This is a genomic window from Bradyrhizobium sp. (assembly GCF_004799405.1).
Taxonomy (GTDB): domain Bacteria; phylum Pseudomonadota; class Alphaproteobacteria; order Rhizobiales; family Xanthobacteraceae; genus Bradyrhizobium.
In genome coordinates, this window is record NZ_SSMW01000050.1 from 24439 (window position 1) to 43774 (window position 19336).

17 protein-coding genes and 1 pseudogene are annotated in these 19336 nt (G+C 60.5%); 7 read left to right on the forward strand and 11 right to left on the reverse strand.

Annotated features, from left to right (window positions below; all coding sequences use genetic code 11):
* Nucleotides 1-49 precede the first annotated feature (49 nt).
* Genes sucD through E7813_RS08695 form a run of 4 tightly spaced genes read right to left on the reverse strand, consistent with a single transcriptional unit; the run spans nt 50 to nt 4793 of the window.
* Entirely contained in the window at nt 50-922 is an 873-nt protein-coding gene (sucD, locus tag E7813_RS08680) for a succinate--CoA ligase subunit alpha (RefSeq protein WP_291572844.1), read from the reverse strand.
* Nucleotides 919-2046, reverse strand: coding sequence for an ATP-grasp domain-containing protein (locus tag E7813_RS08685; RefSeq protein ID WP_291572846.1), 1128 nt, complete (start codon nt 2044-2046; stop codon nt 919-921). The genes sucD and E7813_RS08685 overlap by 4 nt, the downstream gene beginning before the upstream one ends.
* Nucleotides 2047-2056: 10 nt before the next feature.
* Nucleotides 2057-3484, reverse strand: coding sequence for an aldehyde dehydrogenase family protein (locus E7813_RS08690; protein ID WP_291572848.1), 1428 nt, complete (start codon nt 3482-3484; stop codon nt 2057-2059).
* Between the two features lie 37 nt (nt 3485-3521).
* A complete protein-coding gene (locus tag E7813_RS08695; protein WP_291572850.1) occupies nt 3522-4793 on the reverse strand; it encodes an MFS transporter in 1272 nt (423 codons plus the stop codon).
* A gap of 152 nt (nt 4794-4945) precedes the next feature.
* On the opposite strand from E7813_RS08695, the gene E7813_RS08700 reads away from it, so the two are divergent.
* A complete protein-coding gene (locus E7813_RS08700) occupies nt 4946-5821 on the forward strand; it encodes a LysR substrate-binding domain-containing protein (protein ID WP_291572852.1) in 876 nt (291 codons plus the stop codon).
* Nucleotides 5822-5899: 78 nt separating this feature from the next.
* Here the strand turns inward: E7813_RS08700 and xsc are convergent, their stop codons facing one another.
* Nucleotides 5900-7675, reverse strand: coding sequence for a sulfoacetaldehyde acetyltransferase (xsc, locus tag E7813_RS08705; RefSeq protein WP_291572854.1), 1776 nt, complete (start codon nt 7673-7675; stop codon nt 5900-5902).
* A gap of 73 nt (nt 7676-7748) precedes the next feature.
* On the opposite strand from xsc, the gene E7813_RS08710 reads away from it, so the two are divergent.
* A complete protein-coding gene (locus tag E7813_RS08710) occupies nt 7749-8600 on the forward strand; it encodes an IclR family transcriptional regulator (protein WP_363331161.1) in 852 nt (283 codons plus the stop codon).
* A complete protein-coding gene (locus E7813_RS08715; protein WP_291572855.1) occupies nt 8597-9514 on the forward strand; it encodes a bifunctional enoyl-CoA hydratase/phosphate acetyltransferase in 918 nt (305 codons plus the stop codon). Before E7813_RS08710 ends, E7813_RS08715 begins: the two co-directional genes overlap by 4 nt.
* A gap of 8 nt (nt 9515-9522) precedes the next feature.
* On the opposite strand, the pseudogene E7813_RS08720 reads toward E7813_RS08715, so the two are convergent.
* Both E7813_RS08720 and E7813_RS08725 read right to left on the reverse strand, forming a co-directional pair.
* Nucleotides 9523-10134 (reverse strand): annotated as a pseudogene (locus tag E7813_RS08720) (MFS transporter); the annotation flags it as partial.
* Between the two features lie 25 nt (nt 10135-10159).
* Nucleotides 10160-11779 carry a choline dehydrogenase gene (locus tag E7813_RS08725; RefSeq protein ID WP_291572856.1) on the reverse strand — a complete coding sequence of 540 codons (1620 nt, stop codon included), beginning with the start codon at nt 11777-11779 and terminating at the stop codon, nt 10160-10162.
* Nucleotides 11780-11901: 122 nt separating this feature from the next.
* Here E7813_RS08725 and E7813_RS08730 point away from each other — a divergent pair, with 122 nt between their 5' ends.
* Nucleotides 11902-12666, forward strand: coding sequence for an IclR family transcriptional regulator (locus E7813_RS08730; protein WP_291572858.1), 765 nt, complete (start codon nt 11902-11904; stop codon nt 12664-12666).
* Between the two features lie 30 nt (nt 12667-12696).
* Here E7813_RS08730 and E7813_RS08735 read toward each other — a convergent pair whose 3' ends face one another.
* The 4 genes from E7813_RS08735 to E7813_RS08750 form a co-directional block, all read right to left on the reverse strand.
* Nucleotides 12697-13053, reverse strand: a complete 357-nt coding sequence (locus E7813_RS08735) for a Rieske (2Fe-2S) protein (protein ID WP_291572860.1) — start codon at nt 13051-13053, stop codon at nt 12697-12699.
* Complete coding sequence (locus E7813_RS08740; protein WP_291572863.1) at nt 13050-14099, reverse strand: amidohydrolase family protein; 1050 nt, start codon at nt 14097-14099, stop codon at nt 13050-13052. Before E7813_RS08740 ends, E7813_RS08735 begins: the two co-directional genes overlap by 4 nt.
* Before the next feature lie 99 nt (nt 14100-14198).
* On the reverse strand, nt 14199-15305 hold the full coding sequence (locus tag E7813_RS08745; protein ID WP_291572865.1) for an enolase C-terminal domain-like protein: 1107 nt from the start codon (nt 15303-15305) through the stop codon (nt 14199-14201).
* 60 nt (nt 15306-15365) lie between these two features.
* The gene (locus E7813_RS08750) at nt 15366-16145 is read right to left on the reverse strand and encodes an IclR family transcriptional regulator (RefSeq protein ID WP_291572867.1); all 780 of its coding nucleotides are present in this window, start codon (nt 16143-16145) and stop codon (nt 15366-15368) included.
* A gap of 260 nt (nt 16146-16405) precedes the next feature.
* On the opposite strand from E7813_RS08750, the gene E7813_RS08755 reads away from it, so the two are divergent.
* Genes E7813_RS08755 through E7813_RS08765 form a run of 3 tightly spaced genes read left to right on the forward strand, consistent with a single transcriptional unit; the run spans nt 16406 to nt 19179 of the window.
* Complete coding sequence (locus tag E7813_RS08755; protein WP_291572869.1) at nt 16406-17407, forward strand: quinone oxidoreductase; 1002 nt, start codon at nt 16406-16408, stop codon at nt 17405-17407.
* Nucleotides 17404-18078 carry a Crp/Fnr family transcriptional regulator gene (locus tag E7813_RS08760; RefSeq protein WP_291572870.1) on the forward strand — a complete coding sequence of 225 codons (675 nt, stop codon included), beginning with the start codon at nt 17404-17406 and terminating at the stop codon, nt 18076-18078. The genes E7813_RS08755 and E7813_RS08760 overlap by 4 nt, the downstream gene beginning before the upstream one ends.
* A gap of 18 nt (nt 18079-18096) precedes the next feature.
* Nucleotides 18097-19179, forward strand: coding sequence for a tripartite tricarboxylate transporter substrate binding protein (locus E7813_RS08765; protein ID WP_291572872.1), 1083 nt, complete (start codon nt 18097-18099; stop codon nt 19177-19179).
* Nucleotides 19180-19336 lie beyond the last annotated feature (157 nt).

Here is a 19336-nt window from a genome sequence, read left to right on the forward strand (position 1 = left end):
CTCCTGGTGATGCACCAATTCTTCCTGGATTTATTAGCGGCGACAAAGATTAAGCCACTCGGGCCTGCGATAGAAACGTGGCGATCTCAGCCGGCGTGTCCGCAACTCTGACGCCGGCATTTTCCAGCGCCGCCCGCTTCGAAGCGTAACCACCGCGACCGCCGGTCACGATCGCGCCTGCGTGACCCATCTTCTTGTCCGGTGGGGATGAACGCCCGGCGATGAATGAAACAACGGATTTCTTCATGCCGCGGGCATATTCCGCGGCCTCTTCTTCCATCGCGCCGCCGATTTCGCCGACCAGAACGACGGCACTTGTCCGCTCATCACGATCGAGTGCCTCAAGCGCGTCCCGCGTGGTCGTTCCGATGATCGGATCGCCGCCGATGCCTATGAACGCGGATTGCCCAAGACCCGCGCGTGTGAGATTGAGGCACATCAGGGTGCCCAGACTGCCGCTGCGCGAAATCACTCCAATATTGCCGGGCATGAAGATATTTGGATTGTGGCCCGGCATGATCCCGACGAATCCATCGCCGGGCGTCACGATACCTGCGGTGTTGGGGCCGACGATCCTGCTCTTCGACCCCCTGGCGTGTGCAAAAATCTCCAGTACGTCGTGGCTCGGAATATGCTCGGTCAGTACGACGATCGTGCCTATGCCGGCGTCGATGGCGTCGATGATGGCCTCCTTCGCCATGGTCGGTGGAATGAAGATCACCGAGATATCGCAAGGCGTCTGCCTGGTGGCCTCGACGGCAGAACGAAAAATCGGCACGCCGTTATGAGCCTCCCCGGCCCGCTTGGGATTGACGCCGGCAACGACATCGGTGCCGAGCTCCATCATCCTGGCTGCCCAGAACGAACCCTGCTTGCCGGTGATCCCCTGAACGAGAACTTTTTGACCACGTCGATAAATCATTTTGCTGCCTCGACGGCCGCCTTAACGGCGTCTTCCATGAAATCGTAGGGCTCGATGCCGAGCCGTTCGCGGACGAGTTTCACCGCCTCGTCTTCGCCGGTACCGTGAATGGAAAAGAACGCCGGGATTTTCGGTTTCAGGCTCTCCCACGCCATGACCACGCCCTCGGCCATGACATCGGTTCGCGCGAATGCGCCGCAGAAATTGACCACCAGGCTTTTGACGCCTGGATTCGACAGCACCAGATCCAGCGCCACCTCGGCCTTGGTATAGGCCTCTCCGCCGATCTCGAGGAAGTTGGCCGGCTTTCCGCCGAAATGATTGATGACATCCATCGTCGTCATGGTCAGGCCGGCCCCATTGGCCAGAACGCCGACATTTCCGTCGAGCTGGATAAATCGCAGCCCATGCGCCGCGCCGCGTTGTTCCAAATCGGTCATCTTGGGAGGTGACGCCACCTTGGCCAGTTCGGGCTGCCGGAATGTCGAGGCATCGTCCAGGACGAACTTGCAATCGAGCGCGACGACCTTGCCGCCACGCAGAATTGCAAGCGGATTGATCTCGACCAGTTCGGCGTCGTTCTCGCAAAAGGCCCGATAGAGCCTGACAAGCACATCTCCGAGCGCGTCGGTGGCAGGACCGAGATCCAACCCGCTGAGGAGCGCGGCCGCGTCCGACGTATCGAAGCCGTGTTTGACGTCGACGACATGCCGCCTGATCGCGTCAGGTTTCTGTTCGGCAACCTCCTCGATGTCCATTCCGCCTTCCGTCGAGAACAGAACGAGCGGGCTGCGGCTGCTCACATCGATCAGGACGGCGGCATATAATTCGCGTTCGATCGGGCAGCGCTCCTCGACCAGAACGCGCTCGACCCGGCTGCCGCCGATGGTCATGCCGAGTATGGCGTGCGCGGCCGCCGCACCTTGCTCCGCATTGTCCGCCATCTTGATGCCACCGGACTTGCCGCGTTTGCCGGTCGGCACCTGGGCTTTGATAACCGACGGTCCGATCTTTGCCACCGCGTCAGATGCTTGTTCCGCGCTCCTGCAGACAACGCCACGGGGCGTGGGGACTCCTGCCGGCACAAGAACGCTTTGCTTGGCGGCGTATTCCTCGAGATTCATCGTGGCAGTCCTATTTTCCGTACCGGGCCCAATGCGGACCAAAGAGCTCTTCTTCCGAAGGCTTGTCTTCGGGGATTGGGGTCACGAGATGGGTGATATTGAGAAAGTGCTTATAGTTCAGATTTTCCGAGATGCTGTTTTTTTGCCATGAACCGCATCCCATCGTCAGCGTGAATTCAAGCCCGCTGTCGAAGCCGCCGCCATTGCCGAATGTATGGGCGAAATTCACCAGCACGCGGACAACCGGCAGGTCTTCGGCGAGTTCGCGGGCCCGGGCCATGTTGGTGGTGTGCAGGCCCAAGGAATGACCGCGCCCCTGAAAGTCCAGGATCTTGCGCACGGTTTCCTTCGCGGCCTTGAAATCGGGTGCCCGGTAGACGGTGAGCACCAGCGCAAGTTTCTCGCCTGAGAGTGGAAACGCCTTGCCGATCCCGGTCTCCTCCACCAGCAGGAACTTCGAGGCGGCAGCTTCCGGCGGCAGTTCGAAGCCTTCCGCCAGAACCGGCATGTCGCGGGCGATCAGATGACGGTTGAGCTTGCCGTTTTTCCATAGCTCGCTCTGGACCCGCGCCTTTTGCGCACCATCCACGAGATACCCGCCCGCCTTCTTCAAGGCATCGATCGCAGCATCGTAAACCGAGGACACGATCACCACGGAATTCTCCGAGGAGCAGGACGTCGCATTGTCGAAAATCTTCGAGGCGCAGATCTTTTGTGCCGCGGATGCAAGATCGGCTGTCTCATCGATGATAACAGGGACATTTCCCGCACCGACGCCGATCGCCGGCGTGCCGCTGCTGTAGGCGCGGCGGACGTTGTCCTGCGATCCCGTGACGACCACAAGATCGACCGCCTCCATGATGGCCTGCGTGGTATCCTTGGTGACCGGTGAGGGAAGAATCTGGACCAGATCCCTGGGCAGGCCGATCTTGTCGAGAGCTTCACGCATATATTCAACCGTGAGCGCCGTCGTCCGGTAGCCGAGCGGCGAAGGCGCGATGACCACCGCGTTGCGGCCCTTGATGGCCATCATCGCCTTGTTCACCGGGGTAGCGCCGGGATTGGTCGATGGCGTAATGGCTCCGACGACGCCCATCGGCTTTGCGAACTTCACGATACCGCGCTTGTCATCGCGTTCGATCTCTCCGACGGATTTGACGCGGAGAAGATCCCGAAGCGTGCCGAATGTCTTGCGCTGCTTCTTGATGATTTTGTCCGGAACGTTGCCCAGCCCGGTGTCCTCTACCGCGAGTTCCGCGAGTTCGCGGGCGTGCTCCGGCTGATAGAGCGACCAGGCAATCGCCCGCACGGCTTCGTCGACGCGCGCCTGATCGGCGTTCGCGAATGTTTCCTGCGCGATCCGCGCGCGGCGCACCAGATCCTGTGCAATGGCGTCCGCGCTCGAAATTCGATCGTTCAGTTCAGCTACTGCGCTCATATTCAGCTCCGTTCGTCAAAGTCAGGCAATTGCAGGATTAGGCCGGCACCGGGCTTTCCCGGATGTCGACAAAGCGCGTTCCGGGATGGATTCGAAAGGCAAGGACCGCGCCCAGCAGCAGTGCTCCAAGTGATCCGATAAAGGGAATGTCCCATCTTCCCGTCCAATCTATCGCCCAGCCAAAGACCACTGGCGAAATAATACCGGCCATGCCGAACCCGAAATTCATGAAGCCGCTGGCGCTGCCGGAATATTCCGGCGTGATGTCCATCGGAATAGCCCAGATCGGGGCGACGATCAGTTCGGCAAAGAAGAACGCCGCGCTGAGACATATAGCAACTGTCAGCAGATCGTGCACGAACACGATCGGCAGCATAAAGCAGAAGGAACCCAGGAAGCCGACCACGATGACCGAAATTCTGGCCTTGGCGACATCGCCTGTCGATTTGAGAATGCGGTCGCTCAGAATTCCACCGACGGTGTCTCCCACCACGCCGGCAAAAAACACGCCCGCCGCGAACAGGGCCGATTTCTTGAGGTCGAGCTTGTACTCGTGCAGGAAGAATGACGGCAGCCAGTTGAGATAGAGCCAAAGGATCCAGCCATAGCAAAAGTCGGTCAGGGTGACCGGCAGGATGCGCTTGAGCAACGGACCCCAGGGAACCTGCCTTCGCGTTGCTGCTACCGTCGATGGCGGCAATCCTTCGAGGTCTTGCGGTGTGACGTCGGGGTGCTTGCGCGGATCGTCGCGAAAATAGAACCACCACAGCCCGGCCCAGAGCAGGCTGGCGGCGCCCAGCACATAAAACGAGGCCCTCCAGGAAAACGCCACGATCAGCGCGGCGATGATCGGGGGCGTAATTGCGTTTCCGAACCGGGAGAATGCATGCGTTATCCCCTGCGCAAAGCCACGCTGATCGGGACGCATCCAGTTCGAAAGCGCGCGGGTCGCCGTTGGGAAGGCCGGCCCCTCTCCGATGCCGAGCGCGAGCCGGGCCAGGAAAAGCGACGCCAGGCCGCCAACAAGCCCGGTCCATATGGTCGATCCCGCGACAATCACCGCGCAGATACCCAAGGTCACGCGCGGCCCAATGCGATCGCCGAGCCATCCCCCTGCAATCTGGAAGAAGGCATAAGGATACGCAAAGGCCGAAAAGGCGATGCCTAGTTGCGTTGCGGTGAGGCCCAGGTCTTTCTGCATGATTGGCGCCGCGGTCGAGAGATTGACCCGATCGACGTAAAAAATGAAATACATAAGACAAATGACGAACAGCACGAGACGGCTGGCCTGGTTCCGCATAACCTTCATGTTTGCTCCCTGTCCGCTTCTTGCCTCTGCCGTGTTCGAATTCGGTGGTCGAATTCGACGTTTGGCAGGGCCGTCGTTTTGCGTATGGTACAATTCATGGCAGCCAAGGCGAAATCGATAGTTTGTATCGTCATCATTAGCGGAATTTATCATTGAGCCAGGACCTCGATATTTCGCTGCTCCGGACCTTCGTCGCGATCGTCGACACCGGAGGACTGACGTCGGCCGGCAGAAAGGTGGGCCGGACGCAGCCTGCGATCACCCATCAGATCCGGCGCCTGGAAGAGCTGATCGGCCGGACCCTTTTTGAGGACAACCGCCGCAAGCTCAGCCTGACCCACGACGGAGAAATCCTGCTCGAATTCGCTCGCGCCATGTTGCGATTGAACGATGAAGCGCGCGCCCGTTTTTCAGTACCTGACATCACCGGGCACGTTACGCTGGGAACGCCGGACCTTTACGCGTCCTACATATTGCCGGAGGTACTGGAGAACTTTTCCCACACGCACCCCAATGTGGAAATCGAGTTGCGCTGCACGCGCAGCGTCCATCTGCATGCCGCGCTCGAGCGCAACGAGATCGATATTGCGCTGATGACGAACCAGCCGGACTTCCGGCGTGGCGAACTCGTGCGCCGCGAACCGCTGGTGTGGGTCGCCGGCGTCGGCGGCAGCCCGGAATTGCGAAGACCGCTTCCTCTGGCCGTTCTCCCGCAAGGAAGCGTCTATCGGCATCATGCCCTCGAGGCACTGGGCTCCGCCGGCAAGCAATGGTCAATACGTTCGGTATGCGACAGCATCGCCGGCCTGCAGGCCGCCGTATTCGCGGGCCTCGCGGTTTCTGTCTTCCCGCGCTGCGCCATTGTCACCAATGTGCGATGCCTCGGTGAGGCCGACGGTCTTCCACCGCTGCCCCCTATCGAACTCGTGATGCATCGCAAAAGTCAGGGCATTTCCGCCGCCGCGGAGCAGCTTGCCCAATACATCACCCGTGAACTCGGAGACCCCGCTGCTGCGGCGGCCAAATAACGCTCACGCCCACTCTCAAGAAAGGAAAACAGCCGGCCGCGAAAACCGCAGCCGGCTCTCAGAATACGCCTGACGATTTCAAGCGACCTTCTGCGGCCGCATATCTTCGCGCTTGATGCCGGCGACGACGACAGGTTTCTTCATCGCGTCACGTCGGAAGGGTTCGCCGAGCTCCTGGTTAAGGATGACTTCGATGAAGGTCGTGATGCCTTGCTTCTGGTCCTCGCAGGATTTCCGAAGCGCCTCGGTCAACTCGGACTGCGTCCTGACCGCGACGCCTTTGAGACCGCAGCCTTGAGCAACCTTCGCATAACTCAGATTTGGGTCGAGTTCCGTGCCGACGAAATTGTCGGCATACCAGAGGATCGAATTGCGTTTTTCGGCTCCCCACTGGTAATTGCGAAAGACCACCATGGTGATGCCGGGCCATTCCTTGCGGCCAATCGAGCTCATCTCGCTCATCGAAATTCCGAACGCGCCGTCGCCGGCGAACCCCACGCAAGGCGTGTCGGGATTGCCGATCTTTGCACCGATGATCGATGGAAATCCGTAGCCGCAAGGTCCAAACAGCCCCGGCGCAAGGTACTTTCGGCCCTTTTCAAAGGTAGGATAGGCATTTCCGATCGCGCAGTTGTTGCCGATATCGCTGGATATGATTGCATCGCGAGGCAGGCCCGCCTGAATGGCACGCCAAGCCTGCCGCGGCGACATCCGGTCCTTGTCGCGCTTGCGAGCATCCTCGTTCCATGTCGTGCCCGGATCGTCCTCTTCGTGATCCATGCTCGACAGGGTCTGAAGCCATTTTGACTTGGTGGTATGCACCAGGGCCTTGCGGTCCTCGCGGCCGGCATTGCCGGCAGTCGGCGCCAGCTTGGACAAGATAGCCTCGGCAACCAGCTTCGCGTCTCCGCAGATCCCGACGGCGACCGGCTTGGTCAGGCCGATGCGATCGGCGTTGATATCGACCTGAATAATTTTCGCGGTCTTCGGCCAGTAGTCGATGCCATAGCCGGGAAGTGTCGAAAACGGATTGAGCCTGGTCCCAAGCGCCAGCACGACATCGGCCTTGGCGACCAGTTCCATTGCCGCCTTCGATCCATTGTAGCCAAGCGGACCAACGGCAAGCCGGTGACTGCCCGGGAAGCTGTCGTTGTGCTGGTAGTTGTTGCAAACCGGGGCGTCGAGCTTTTCGGCCAGGGCGGCACAGGCCCCAATCGCGTTTCCGAGCACGACGCCGGCGCCCGACAGGATGACGGGAAATTTCGCCTCCGACAGCAGCTTTGCCGCTTCCGTGACGGCGGCAGTGCCGCCGGCCGGGCGCTCGAATTCGACAATGGCCGGCAGCGTGATGTCGATGACCTGAGTCCAGAAATCACGCGGAATGTTGATTTGCGCCGGCGCGGAGAGACGCTTTGCCTTGAGAATGACGCGGTTGAGCACTTCGGCGACGCGCGAGATGTCACGCACCTCTTCCTGATAACAGACCATGTCGCGGAACAGAGCCATCTGCTCCACTTCCTGGAAGCCGCCCTGGCCGATGGTTTTGTTCGCCGCCTGCGGCGTCACCAGCAGCATGGGCGTATGATTCCAGTAGGCCGTTTTGATCGGCGTGACGAAGCCGGTGATGCCGGGGCCGTTCTGGGCGATAGCCATGGCTATCTTTCCTGTCGTGCGGGTGTAACCGTCGCAGATCAGGCCGCCGTTCGATTCATGCGCCACATCCCAAAAGGTGATGCCCGCATGGGGAAAAAGATCGGAAATCGGCATGAAGGCGGAGCCGATGATGCCAAACGCATGCTCGATGCCATGCATCTGCAGGACTTTAACAAACGCTTCTTCGGTGGTCATTTTCATGGCGCGTCCTCGTATCGTTTTCCAATTGCATTGAGCGGGATTGGTTCTGAACGGGATCAATGCCACGACGCCGATGGCCCCGCAACAAATATCTCAATATCTCATTTTATTCGTTTCATTTTCCGGAATTTTTGCTATTTCTTTCCGCATGAACGAGTTGTTTGGCGCATTGAAACCAATCGGTTTGCTGGAGGCCGTGGCCGCGATGCCGCATCCGGCGACGCTCGCAGAACTGGCGGCGAGCGTTGGTGTGCCGAAGCCGACCATGCATCGTTGGCTCTCCGCCCTGGAGGCGGCAGGCCTTCTCCAACGGACGCTCGACGGCAGGAGATTTGAGCTTGCCGGCCGTGCCTCGCGCCTGGCGTTCTCCATTCTCGGCAACAGACCTGGTGGAACCCTAAGGCATGAGATTCTGCAGCGCGCCGTCCAGGAGATCGGCGAAGCATGCAATCTGACCGTGCTCGACGGAACCCACGTCACCTATCTGGACCGCGTCGAAGCGGAGTGGCTGCTTCGCATCTCGTTTAAGCGGGGATCAAAGGTGCCGGCCTATTGCTCGGCCAGCGGCAAGCTCTTTCTGGCCTTGATGCGGCCGGCCAAACGCGATCTGCTGCTCGGTCTGATATCGCTGGAGCGGCTGACGGATAACACGATAACGAAAAAGGCCGATTTGCTCAAGGAACTCGCCGACATTCGTCGCAACAAGTATGCTCTCGACCGGGAGGAATTCCTGTCCGGCCTTGTCTGTCTCGCCGTTCCCGTCTTTCAGCAAAAGGCCCAGTCGCGCACATGTGTCGCCGCGCTCGCCATTCAGGCGCCGGTCACGCGGATGTCTCCTTCGAATATCTTGACCAAGCTTCCCGTCCTGCAACGCGCCGCCGATGCGCTTGCTGTCACTCTCACCGAGCAGCCAAGAACCTCATGACAACCGAACGAACATTTCCGAAGCTGGAAGCGCTGGAAGCCGCGGCCCGGAGCAAAGGGCGGCTCGCGGTCGCGGTCGCCTATCCCTGTTCGACCGACTCTCTCGCTGCGGCGATCTCGGCTTACGGGGAGGGTCTGATCGACCCCGTATTTGTCGGTCCGCGCCGGCGTATCGAAGCCTGCGCGAACGCGCTGCAGGCAGGTCTGGAGAGATTTCGCTTCGTCGAAGCGGAGGACGATCCAATCGTCTCATCGCGGATAGCCGTGGCACTGGCCGGTGCCGGTGAAGTCAACGCACTGATGAAGGGATCGCAGCACACCGACGAGCTTTTGAGCGCGGTCGTGTCCCGCGACGCCAACCTGCGAACCTCGCGACGCATGAGCCATGTCTTTTGGTTCGATCTTCCGGCTTACCACAAACCTCTGATGGTGACCGATGCCGTCGTGAATATGGCGCCCAGTCTGAAGGACAAGGTGGATATTCTCGCAAACGCGATCGGATTTTCGCACGCCATCGGCATCGCGTCACCCAAGATCGCGCTCTTGTCGGCGATAGAGATGGTCAATCCGGACCTTGCCTCGAGCGTGGACGCGGCAGCGCTTTCGAAGATGGCCGATCGCGGCCAGATAAGCGGCGCGGTGATCGACGGACCGCTGGCGTTCGACAACGCGATTTCGGCGGCATCTGCGGCAACGAAGGGAATTTCCTCACCCGTGGCGGGGGAGCCCGACATTCTGATGGTGCCGAATCTCGATGTCGGAAACGTGCTCTACAAATCGTTCATCTATATGGCAGGCGCGGAATGCGCCGGCGTTGTCCTGGGTGCGCGCGTTCCGATCATTCTGACGAGCCGCTCGGACTCCCGGCGGGCTCGCATCGCGTCCTGCGCATTGGCGCAGCTCAGCCTGCCCTGACGCGGTCCCTAAACCGAGACAGCCCGATCGGTGATCGGGCTGTCCAAGTCCTCCGTGGAATTCGTCCGACGCGGAATTCGCCGGCGCAGGCGGGAAGCGACCGTCGGCGCCGGAACGAGAAATGCCCGCGACCGCCGTCTTGCCAGCGAGCCGATCCACCACGCCGACAGCGCGCTGACGATTCCCGCAAACCCACAATACGATGCGATCGCCCAGCCGCCGTTCGGCCCATAGGCCTGCAAGAGCGCCGTCGCGATGATCGGCGTCAGACCGCTGGCAAAGATTCCGGAGAATTGATAGACGAAAGAAATTCCGGTGTAGCGAACCTGCGGCCGGAACAGATCGCAGAACAGCGCGGCTTCCGGTCCATAGATCGATGCATAGAAAATCGCGAACGGGATAATCAGCGCGCTCCATACCAGAATTGCCTTATCGGGATAGTTCATCCAGATCCAGAAGGCGGGCAGCGCGGAGAAGCCGGTGATCAGGGAGCCCCAGAAATAGACGTTCGTGCGCCCCATCCGGTCGGAAAGCCGGCCAAAAAAGGGAATGAATGCGCACATGATCAGAGCCGCCGCAGTCACGCCCAGCAGCGCTTCCGTCCTCGGCACCTTGAGTTGCTGCCTCTAAATTTGGATTGCCCGGTTAGGCTGCTATCGATTGATCCCTCGCGGCCGCCAGGATCATGTCGGACGCTTTTTCTGCGATCATCACGGCCGGTGCATGGGTATTCCCCGACACCAGCGTTGGCATGATTGAACAGTCCACGACGCGAAGGCCCGCTATGCCGTGAACACGCAGGCTCGCATCCGTTACCGCCATGCGGTCCGACCCCATCTTGCAGGTGCCTGTCGGGTGAAAAATCGTTGCGCCATTCTCGCGCGCGAACTCGAGGATCTCGCTGTCCGATCGCACCTCGGCGCCAGGCTTGTATTCGCTCTCGATGTACGGTTTGAGAGCGGCCGTGGCCGCCAGCTTGCGCGCATATTTGATCGATTCGACTGCGCAGAGCCGGTCTCTTTCAGTCGCAAGATAATTCGGACGCATCGCGGGCGCCTCCATCGGGTCCGCCGACCTGATCTCGACGCTTCCCCGCGATTCAGGCCGCAGCTGACAAACTGAAAAGGTGCAACCGGACCAGGGATGCGGCTTGGCGCCTGCGAGTTCCGCGGACAGGGTTGCAAAATGAAATTGAATGTCGGGTGTTTCGGAGCCGGGCAGGATGCGCGTGAAGAGGCCGCCCTGGTTGATGCCTATCCCGAGCGGTCCTGTCCCGTTCATCAGCCATTTGAGGCCGATGCGGGCCTGCCCCGCGAGGGAGCGCAGGTCGTCATTCGTGGTGATCGGTTTCGAAACGCGATACATCAGCCGGAATTGCAGATGGTCCTGCAGGTTCTGGCCGACACCCGGCAGATCGTGAACGACGTCGATCCCGTGACGACGCAGAAGGCCGGCCGGTCCTATCCCGGAGAGTTGCAGCAGTTGCGGGCTCTGCAGCGAACCCGCCGACAAAATGACCTCACGCCTCGCCTTCACCTCATGCAAGACGCCGTGCTTGCGATAGCGCATTCCCACGGCCCTTCGGCCTTCGAGAATGAGGCCGGTTGCCTGTGCGTCCGTTTCAACGCTTAGATTTTTTCGCCCGCGCGCCGGTTTGAGATAGGCCACCGCCGAGCTGTTGCGGCAGCCGTTGCGCGTGAACAGCTGGAAGTAACCGACGCCTTCCTGATTGCCGCCGTTGAAATCGTTGGTGCGCGGAACCCCAAGTTCCTGCGCACCGCGAATGATGGCCTCCATCAATTCGCTTTTTTCTTCGATATCCGACGCCCATAACGGACCGTCGGCGCCGTGCGTTGCGCTCGCGCCGCGGCTGTTGTGTTCGGACTTTATGAAATAAGGAAGGACGCTGTTCCAGTCCCAGCCGGCATTTCCGAGTTGCGCCCAATGGTCGTAATCGCCGCTTTGGCCGCGCATGACGACGAGACCGTTGATCGAACTTGAGCCGCCGAGACCCCTGCCGCGCGGCCAGTAGATCTTTCGATCATGCATGTTGGCTTCAGGGTCGGTGTAAAATCCCCAATTGTAGGTCTTGTGGAACATGGTTTTTCCATACCCGATGGGGATATGGATCCAGAGATAGTTGTCCTTGGGACCGGCCTCGAGAAGCAGAACCTTGTAGCGGCCATCGGCGCTCAGCCGATTGGCCAGCACGCAACCCGACGATCCCGCGCCCACGATCACGTAATCGAATTCTGCCACGCTCAACGTCCGCCATCCTCCCTGGTTGTCTCATTTAATGAGACGCCTTGTCTCAAATGATGAGCTGGTAGATATTCTTTGTCAATCGCGGTTGTCGAGGATGGTTCGATCACGGGAGTCTTTTGGTTATGACGTCATCGACAACGACGGTGGTATCGGAGCGGGCGCTCCTGCTGCTTGAGATCATTGCCAAGGCGGAAGAACCGCCGACCCTCAATGAACTTGTGGCGCTGATCGAATTGCCGAAAGCGACCACGCATCGCTTCGCAACCCTTCTTGAGAGACTGGGATTCGTGCAGCGCACGAGGGACGGCAAGCGATATGAAATCGGATATCGCCTTACCGCACTCTCGATCGATGCGATGCGGCATTCGTTTCAACTTGCACCACGGCGCGCGATCCTCTCGGGGCTGGTGGGCGAGATCGGCGAGACCTGCAACATCACGATGCTCGACGGCGCAGAGATGGTCTATCTGGACCGCGTCGAATCGGATTGGCCGCTGCAGATTCGTCTCAAGGTCGGATCGCGCGTTCCGCTCCACTGCACCGCGAGCGGCAAGCTGTTCCTGAGCCTGGCGCCGCCTTCCTTGCGAAAGGCGCTGTTCCAGTCGCACCCGCTGCGAAAGCACACGCCGCGCACCATTGTCGATCACGCCAAACTGGAGATCGAACTCGACAAGATACGGAAAACGAGAATTGGAACCGACGAAGAGGAATTCATCGAAGGCATGACGGCTACCGCAGTCCCGGTGCTGGACTCGAAAGGGAATATTTGCGCCACGGTCGCCGTGCACGGTCCCACCGTCCGGTTGCCGCTGGCGCGGGCCATAGCCCTGGCACCGGCATTGATGAAGGCGGCAACCGCGATCGAAAGCACTTTCCACGGGCCATGATGCAGGGGCGACGGAGGTCTCGGCGTGCGCCTACATCACGATGAAAACGTCGTCGCCTTCGATCTCGACGTTGAACCGCCGCAGCCGCAGTTTTCCGTGATCGGCAACAGACTCGCCGCTGGAAAGATCGAACTCAAACCCATGCCACGGACAACGAAGAATTTGCCCGGGCCGGTCCATCAACAGAACATTCGGCTGATCGCTATAGGCATGCCCCGTCACGCATCCGTGCTCGAGATTGGCGCCTTGATGGGGACAGCGGGAGCCGACAGCCTTGATTTCACCCGACGGAAGGCGGGTCAGCAGAACGGTGCCTCGCCCCATCGCAAACGGTTTCATGGCGTTGCTTGCAACTTCGCTGACGCCGCAGACACGATGCCGGGTCATTGCACCGGCGCCTCAAGGCCATACAACGCAGCGCCGTTCTTCCAGAAGATCTTCTCCTGGAGGTCGTCGGGCAATGAGCGGGGAATCGAAACCCGGGGATCGTCGAAGTCGAAATGCGGATAATCCGTCGAGAATACCAGGAACTCGTCGCTTCCCATGAGATCGATCAGTTTCAGCCACTGGTCGCCGGTCAGATCTTCGGCCGGCTGGGTGGAAAACCGCAAACGTTCGCGCATGTGCTGGCTCGGCAGTTTCTTGACCCACGGCACCTCCACCCGGCCCTGGCGATATTCGCGGTCCATGCGCCACATCAAATGCGGCAACCAGCTAAATCCTCCCTCGAGGATGATGAAACGCAGCGACGGATAGCCGTCGAAGACGCCGTTCAGAATAAGGCTGATGACTTCAGCCATCATCGAGGTCGGCAGCAGCGTGTGCCGCTCGATATAATGCAATCCCATGCCGAACGGCCCTTCGGCCAGGATGGTATGATGAAGCGCGATCACCAGCTTGTGGCGTTCGGCGGCTTCGAAAATCGGGCGATACATCGGATGGCCGTAAGCGATGTCGTCGACGACCGGCAGCATCACCTGCTTGATCTGCGGGTGGGCCGCCATCCGGTCAATCTCGCGGGCTGCGGCTTCCGGATCGCGCGCATTGATCTGGATGCTGCCGATGAACCGCTTGTCTTTTGCCAGCCAGTGTTCGGCGACATAGTCGTTATAGGCGGCCGCGAGCGCCGAACTCAAACCGTACTGCAGCTTCAGCATCGTCGGATAGAAATAGCCGGTCAGGACTGCATAGGTCTGGTTGTAGGTGTCCAGCAGCTGGCGGCGCATCACCCCGTAGTCACTGACCGAGGCCGAGCCGTCGGCGTTGCGGACATCGGCGCGATTGCCGGCGCCTGGGGAAGTGTACGCAAACGGCTGGCTGAAGCCGCGCCAGGCGCCGCGCTCGATCCACTCGCGATAGGGCTCCTTCAGATAGGGAACCAGATCGCGGATCCCGGCAAAACTCTCGTGAACGTCGGCGTCGATCAGAAGCATGGCGGCCGTCTCATTCGCTTTACAAAAACCGGGACGAAATATCCCGATTTCAGAGTGACGCCAAAACCGTGCCTCGCGCAAGCATTTTTTGCCGGTGTCTCACTCCGCCGTCGTTCGTATTCTCGCCGGCGCCCGGAATTCCTCGCGCGCGACGCGCGACGCGGCGACGGCTTGCGGATCGAGCTTGGGCATTGATGCCCCGTTCAATTGAATGCTGCCACGCTCGACCCGGAGCGGATTGGTCAGCAAGCCGCGGCGCTGCTTGAGGAATCCGTTCATCTCGCCGGCTGTCGTCAGGAGCTTGGCACCGACACAGGCTTCCATCCAGCATCCGATTTCGGTGGCGACGCCATTGCCGAGCACGGCACCGAGCCCCAAAGCGCGGACGCGCGTCAAAGCCCGCTCAAGTCTGTCGATTCCACCGAGCTTCATCAGTTTCAGTTTGATGATGTCGGCCGCGCCCAGCGCCGCGGCCTTTTCCACATCCGCCATGGTGTAGATCGATTCATCGAGCATGATGGGAACCGTCGACGCGCGCTTGACCGCCAAGGCAGCGTCCCAATCCCCAGCCGCGCAGGCCTGCTCGAACAATTCGATATTGCTTGGGTCAAGACTGCGCGCAAACGTGCAGCCGTCTTGTTTCGAATAGCCCTGGTTGGCGTCGATCCGGATCATCGCGCGTCCGCGCAAGGACCGCTGGATGTGCCGGACGCGGCGCAAATCATCGTCGACATTCCAGCCGACCTTGACCTTGATGGTCGCATAACCCGCCGCCAGCAACCGTTCGAGCTCGATCTCAAGGGCTGCCGGTTCGTTCTCATTGAGAATGGCGAGCAGCGGCAGCGATGCGGTACTGGCGGCGAGCGTGGCGTGGCCTGCCGCCATTTCCGCAGCGGTCGCAAATGCGGTCGTCGTAAACGGATTTTCCTTCAGCCAGGGCGCGAGTTGGTCGTCCACGTCTCCGGTTCGAACGCCGGGCATGTCCGATCCGATCGCGCGCGCCGCGCGCCAGCATTGTTCGAGCGTCTCCTCGGTATACCCGGTCAGGATTGTTGCCTCGCCGACGCCGGAGCGTCCATCGGCAAAGGTCATTGTCACCAGCAGGGTATCGAAGGCTTCGACATTGCCGAATGCCAGCTTGTAAGGACTTTTGAGCGCCACCCGCAAAAGGTCAAGTTCGATCCGCTCAAGACAGGATTCTGACATCGTTACTCCCAAGGCTGGCGCTGCTTTCCACCGACGATGCGGTCATGCAGGCGATTATTGTCAAAGCAATGTACGCGCAAGTTTTTCGGCCGCGCGGCGAAGCGTCGATGCGTGCGCGCGAGCGTCCTTGACGCTCAACCGCGCAACCGGTGCATGCAAGGCAAGGCCGGCAATCATTTCGCCATCGATGCCCATCAACGGAACGCTCAAGCCGGTTGCACCCACCATGAATTCCTCATTGTTGACCGCCATGCGCTCGTCGCGAATCCGCACCAGTTCCTCTTCGAGACGTTTTCGGCTGGTGATCGTGTGGGGCGAATAGGCCTTGAGTTCGATCTCGTCGAGCAACGCGGCTCGCCGCATCGTCGGCATCAACGCCAGAAACAATTTTCCCGTCGCCGTGCAATGAAGCGGCACCCGCGACCCTGCGCTGAGATGCGTGCGCAAGGGCCAGTTGCATTCGACGCGCTGCACATAGGCGACCGAGCTGCCATCGAGCACGCCCAGATTGATCGATTCCCCGATCTCGGCGACCAGTCGTTCGAGAATGGCCCGCACCGGCGACATTCGTGCCGAAAAAACCACCGCCCGCAACGAAAAGCGCGCCAGGCGATCGCCGGGCATGTAGCGCTTGCCGGTCAGATCCCGCTGCAAGAGCCGCGCGGCCTCCAGATTGATGAGCAGCCGGTGCACGGTCGCCTTCGGCATGTCCATCCGGGCAACCAGCTCGGCGAGGGTCAAGGCGCGATCCGCTTCGATCAGATGCTCAAGCAGCGAAAAACCCTTTTGCAGGGCCGAGGAGCCAGCCGCGCCGGAATCGAGCGATTCCACCGGCGCCACGGCGCGAGTGCGCGCGCGGTGTGGCTTATTTGCTGTTCTCGAAACAGGCCTCACGGTGGAAACCCTTTGCTGATCGGCGGCATCGCAGAGCACTACCATAGCATAATAGAAACCGAGACAAAGTATCTCGAAAAACAATTGCCTGGTGTCGGAAATGAGCTAGCGTCCGGGGCTGCGAGAGTTGGTTTCTAGCGAGTCCCGTCGCTGCTGCTAAGGCACTGCGGCGCCGTCGCGTCGAGCCCCGCTACGAAAGCCGCGATATGAAAGCGATCAGCATTGAGGCCTTTGGCGGCCCTGAAGTCTGCCGGTTGACCGACGCTGCCGAGCCGCGGCCCGCCGCCGGCGAGGTGACGGTGCGGCTGGCCTATGCCGGCATTAACTTCATCGACATCTACATGCGCAACGGAACCTATGCGCGATCGGACACCTACCAGACGCCACTGCCGATGACAATCGGGATGGAGGGAGCGGGAACGGTGACCGCGCTCGGTGAAGGGGTCAGCGAACCCGCCATCGGCGACCGCGTCGGATTCTGTCTTGTCCGCGGCAGCTACGCCGAAGCCATCAATGTGCCGGCGTGGAAGGCGGTTCCCATTCCCGATGCCGTACCGCTTTCCGTTGCCGCCGCCGTGATGCTGCAGGGCTCGACCGCGCATTATCTCAGCCATTCCGCTTTTCCGCTCGGCCCAGGGCATACCTGCCTGATCCATGCCGGCGCGGGCGGCGTCGGACAGCTGCTGATCCAACTCGCCAAGGCGCGCGGCGCCCGGGTGCTCACGACGGTGGGCAATGAGGACAAGGCGTCAATCGCCAAAAGATGCGGCGCCGACGAAACGATCCTGTATCGGCAAGCCGATTTTCGCGAGGAGGTCCTGCGGCACACCGATGGACGCGGCGTGGATGTCGTCTACGATTCGGTCGGCCGCGATACCATTCACCACAGCATCCGCAGCCTGAAGAAGCGCGGCATGTGCATTCTGTTCGGCGCAAGCTCGGGAGTCGTGCCGTCGATCGAACCGATCGAGCTGGCCGAAGCGGGCTCCGTGTTCTTCACCCGGCCGCATCTGGCCGATTATATGCGGGACGTCGAAGAGATTCGCAGCCGGTCGAACGACCTGTTCCGCCTCATCGCGAGCGGCGGCCTGCATGTCGCCATCGACCGGGAGTTTCAGTTGGCGGACGCATGCGAGGCACATGTCTATCTGGAAGCCGGCCGGTCGCGCGGCAAGCTTCTCCTGCGCACCGAAGGTCGATCCGGATGAGAGAATACGCCATTGGAACCGACCAGGACTTGAGCTCGACATTGACGGGTGAAAACATCCGCAAGCTGACTGAGCGCGGCATCGAGAAGAGGTTCGAGCGCGGCGAATGCCTGTTCCACCAGGGCGATGGCGGCGGCAACGTTTTTTTGCTGCTCGAAGGCCGCGTCAAGGTGTGCCTGATCGGCGCTTCCGGACAGAAGACCATCCTTCGTATCCATCTGCCGGGCAGCCTGATGGGTCTTACGGCGCTGTCGACGCCGCCGAAGCGCGATGCGACTGCGACCGCACTTGAAGCAGTCACCGTCGTGGAACTGACGCGATCGGAAATGCAGGCGGTTCTGCTCGAGGATTCCGCGCTTTCGCTCCGGGTCACGCGCATGCTGCTCGATCGGCTCTCGGACCTGCATTCGCGGCTGGCGGATCTACAGGCAGCCAGCGTCGATCAACGGCTGGCGCGGGTATTGCTGGCGCTTGGCCAGCACGACCCGATCGCGGAGGCGACGCCGACGATCTCGCTCACTCACGAAGACCTTTCAAACATGGTCGGCGCGCGGCGACCGACGGTGACCTCGGCCCTGAACCGGTTTCTTCAGGATGGCCTGATCGAAAAATGCGGCCGCAGCATCGTGGTCAAGGATACCCGGCGTCTGACACAATTACTGGTAACGTGATGCGCTCTCAACGGCCGATTGCTTCGAAGTTGTCAGCTAGCTGACAGACTTGATGACTTCGATGGAGTAGGTAAAAATGATATGGGCTTCGTCGGCCCGCCAAGCAAAAAACTACGCGCCAACGGCGGATACAAGGGAGGTTTCGAATTGCGTCATGCTCTCATCGTGGCAGGTTGCCTGCTGTTAGGATCGGCTGCGGTATCAGGCGTTGCCGCGGAAGACGCCTACCCGGCACGTCCAATCACCTTCATCGTCCCCTGGGGTCCCGGCGGCGGCGCCGACCAGCTCGCGCGCATCGCGAGCAAGTTGATGGAGCAGGAACTAAAGGTATCGTTTCCGGTCATCAATGTGCCGGGGGCAACCGGCCAGACTGGTTTGACCAAGCTCGTGTCCGGGCCCTCGGACGGATATTCGATCGAGGTCATGACCGGCGATACGTTCGCGCTTTTCACGGCGGTCAATGCCCGGTTCAAGCTGAACCAGATCGTGCCCCTTGGCATCATGATCCAGCAGCCTTCCGGCTTCTTCGTCAAGATTGACAGTCCGTGGAAGAACTGGGCCGACGTCGAGGCGGCGGCGCGGACGACGCCGTTGCGAGTAGCGGTTACCGGCTTCGGCAGCCCCGACGAATTCACGGTGAATTATTTCCGCAACAAGGGGATGAAGCTGGAAGCGGTGCCCTTTGCCGAGCCGGGCTTGCGATATTCTTCCGTCATCGGCGGACAGAGCGATCTTGTCTATGAGCAGGCCGGCGATATCAGAAGCTTTCTCGACGGCAAGCAAATCCGCCCTGTTATTTTCTTCAGCGACAAGGTCTTCGAGGCCTATCCGGATATTCCGTACTCGGAGAAGCTTGGTTACGATGTAAAGCTGCCGCAGTTCAGAGTCATCATCGCGAAGGCAGGGACCGATCCTGCTCAAGTCAAGATTCTGAGCGAGGCGATAAAGAAGATCGGCACCGCGCCGGAATTCGCCGCGTATCTCAAGCAACAACTGGGGGAGCCACAGAGCTTCATTCCAGCCGATCAAGCAATCTCCTATATGAACAAATGGCTTGAAGAAGCCAGTGCGCTCAGCGCGGCGACAAAGGCCAAGCCATGAGCGATGTCCGTGGCGCCGCCACCGGCGCCGAGCGGGTGCTGCCCTATGTACTGGTTTTTGGGGTGGCGGCTTTCCTGCTGTACCGCGCCGGGCATTTTGAGTTCACGGCGGCGGCCGATCAGATCGGCCCGGACAGTTGGCCTAAGCTCATTCTCTA

Bases quoted from the DNA above. Each gene is read 5' to 3' on its own strand.
- E7813_RS08690 (WP_291572848.1), bottom strand. From the start codon at position 3,484: ATGAGCGCAGTAGCTGAACTGAACGATCGAATTTCGAGCGCGGACGCC.
- E7813_RS08745 (WP_291572865.1), bottom strand. From the start codon at position 15,305: ATGTCAGAATCCTGTCTTGAGCGGATCGAACTTGACCTTTTGCGGGTG.
- E7813_RS08760 (WP_291572870.1), top strand. From the start codon at position 17,404: ATGAGAGAATACGCCATTGGAACCGACCAGGACTTGAGCTCGACATTG.
- sucD (WP_291572844.1), bottom strand. From the start codon at position 922: ATGATTTATCGACGTGGTCAAAAAGTTCTCGTTCAGGGGATCACCGGC.
- E7813_RS08685 (WP_291572846.1), bottom strand. From the start codon at position 2,046: ATGAATCTCGAGGAATACGCCGCCAAGCAAAGCGTTCTTGTGCCGGCA.
- E7813_RS08755 (WP_291572869.1), top strand. From the start codon at position 16,406: ATGAAAGCGATCAGCATTGAGGCCTTTGGCGGCCCTGAAGTCTGCCGG.
- E7813_RS08735 (WP_291572860.1), bottom strand. From the start codon at position 13,053: ATGACCCGGCATCGTGTCTGCGGCGTCAGCGAAGTTGCAAGCAACGCC.
- E7813_RS08710 (WP_363331161.1), top strand. From the start codon at position 7,749: ATGGCCCCGCAACAAATATCTCAATATCTCATTTTATTCGTTTCATTT.
- xsc (WP_291572854.1), bottom strand. From the start codon at position 7,675: ATGAAAATGACCACCGAAGAAGCGTTTGTTAAAGTCCTGCAGATGCAT.
- E7813_RS08715 (WP_291572855.1), top strand. From the start codon at position 8,597: ATGACAACCGAACGAACATTTCCGAAGCTGGAAGCGCTGGAAGCCGCG.
- E7813_RS08740 (WP_291572863.1), bottom strand. From the start codon at position 14,099: ATGCTTCTGATCGACGCCGACGTTCACGAGAGTTTTGCCGGGATCCGC.
- E7813_RS08730 (WP_291572858.1), top strand. From the start codon at position 11,902: ATGACGTCATCGACAACGACGGTGGTATCGGAGCGGGCGCTCCTGCTG.
- E7813_RS08695 (WP_291572850.1), bottom strand. From the start codon at position 4,793: ATGAAGGTTATGCGGAACCAGGCCAGCCGTCTCGTGCTGTTCGTCATT.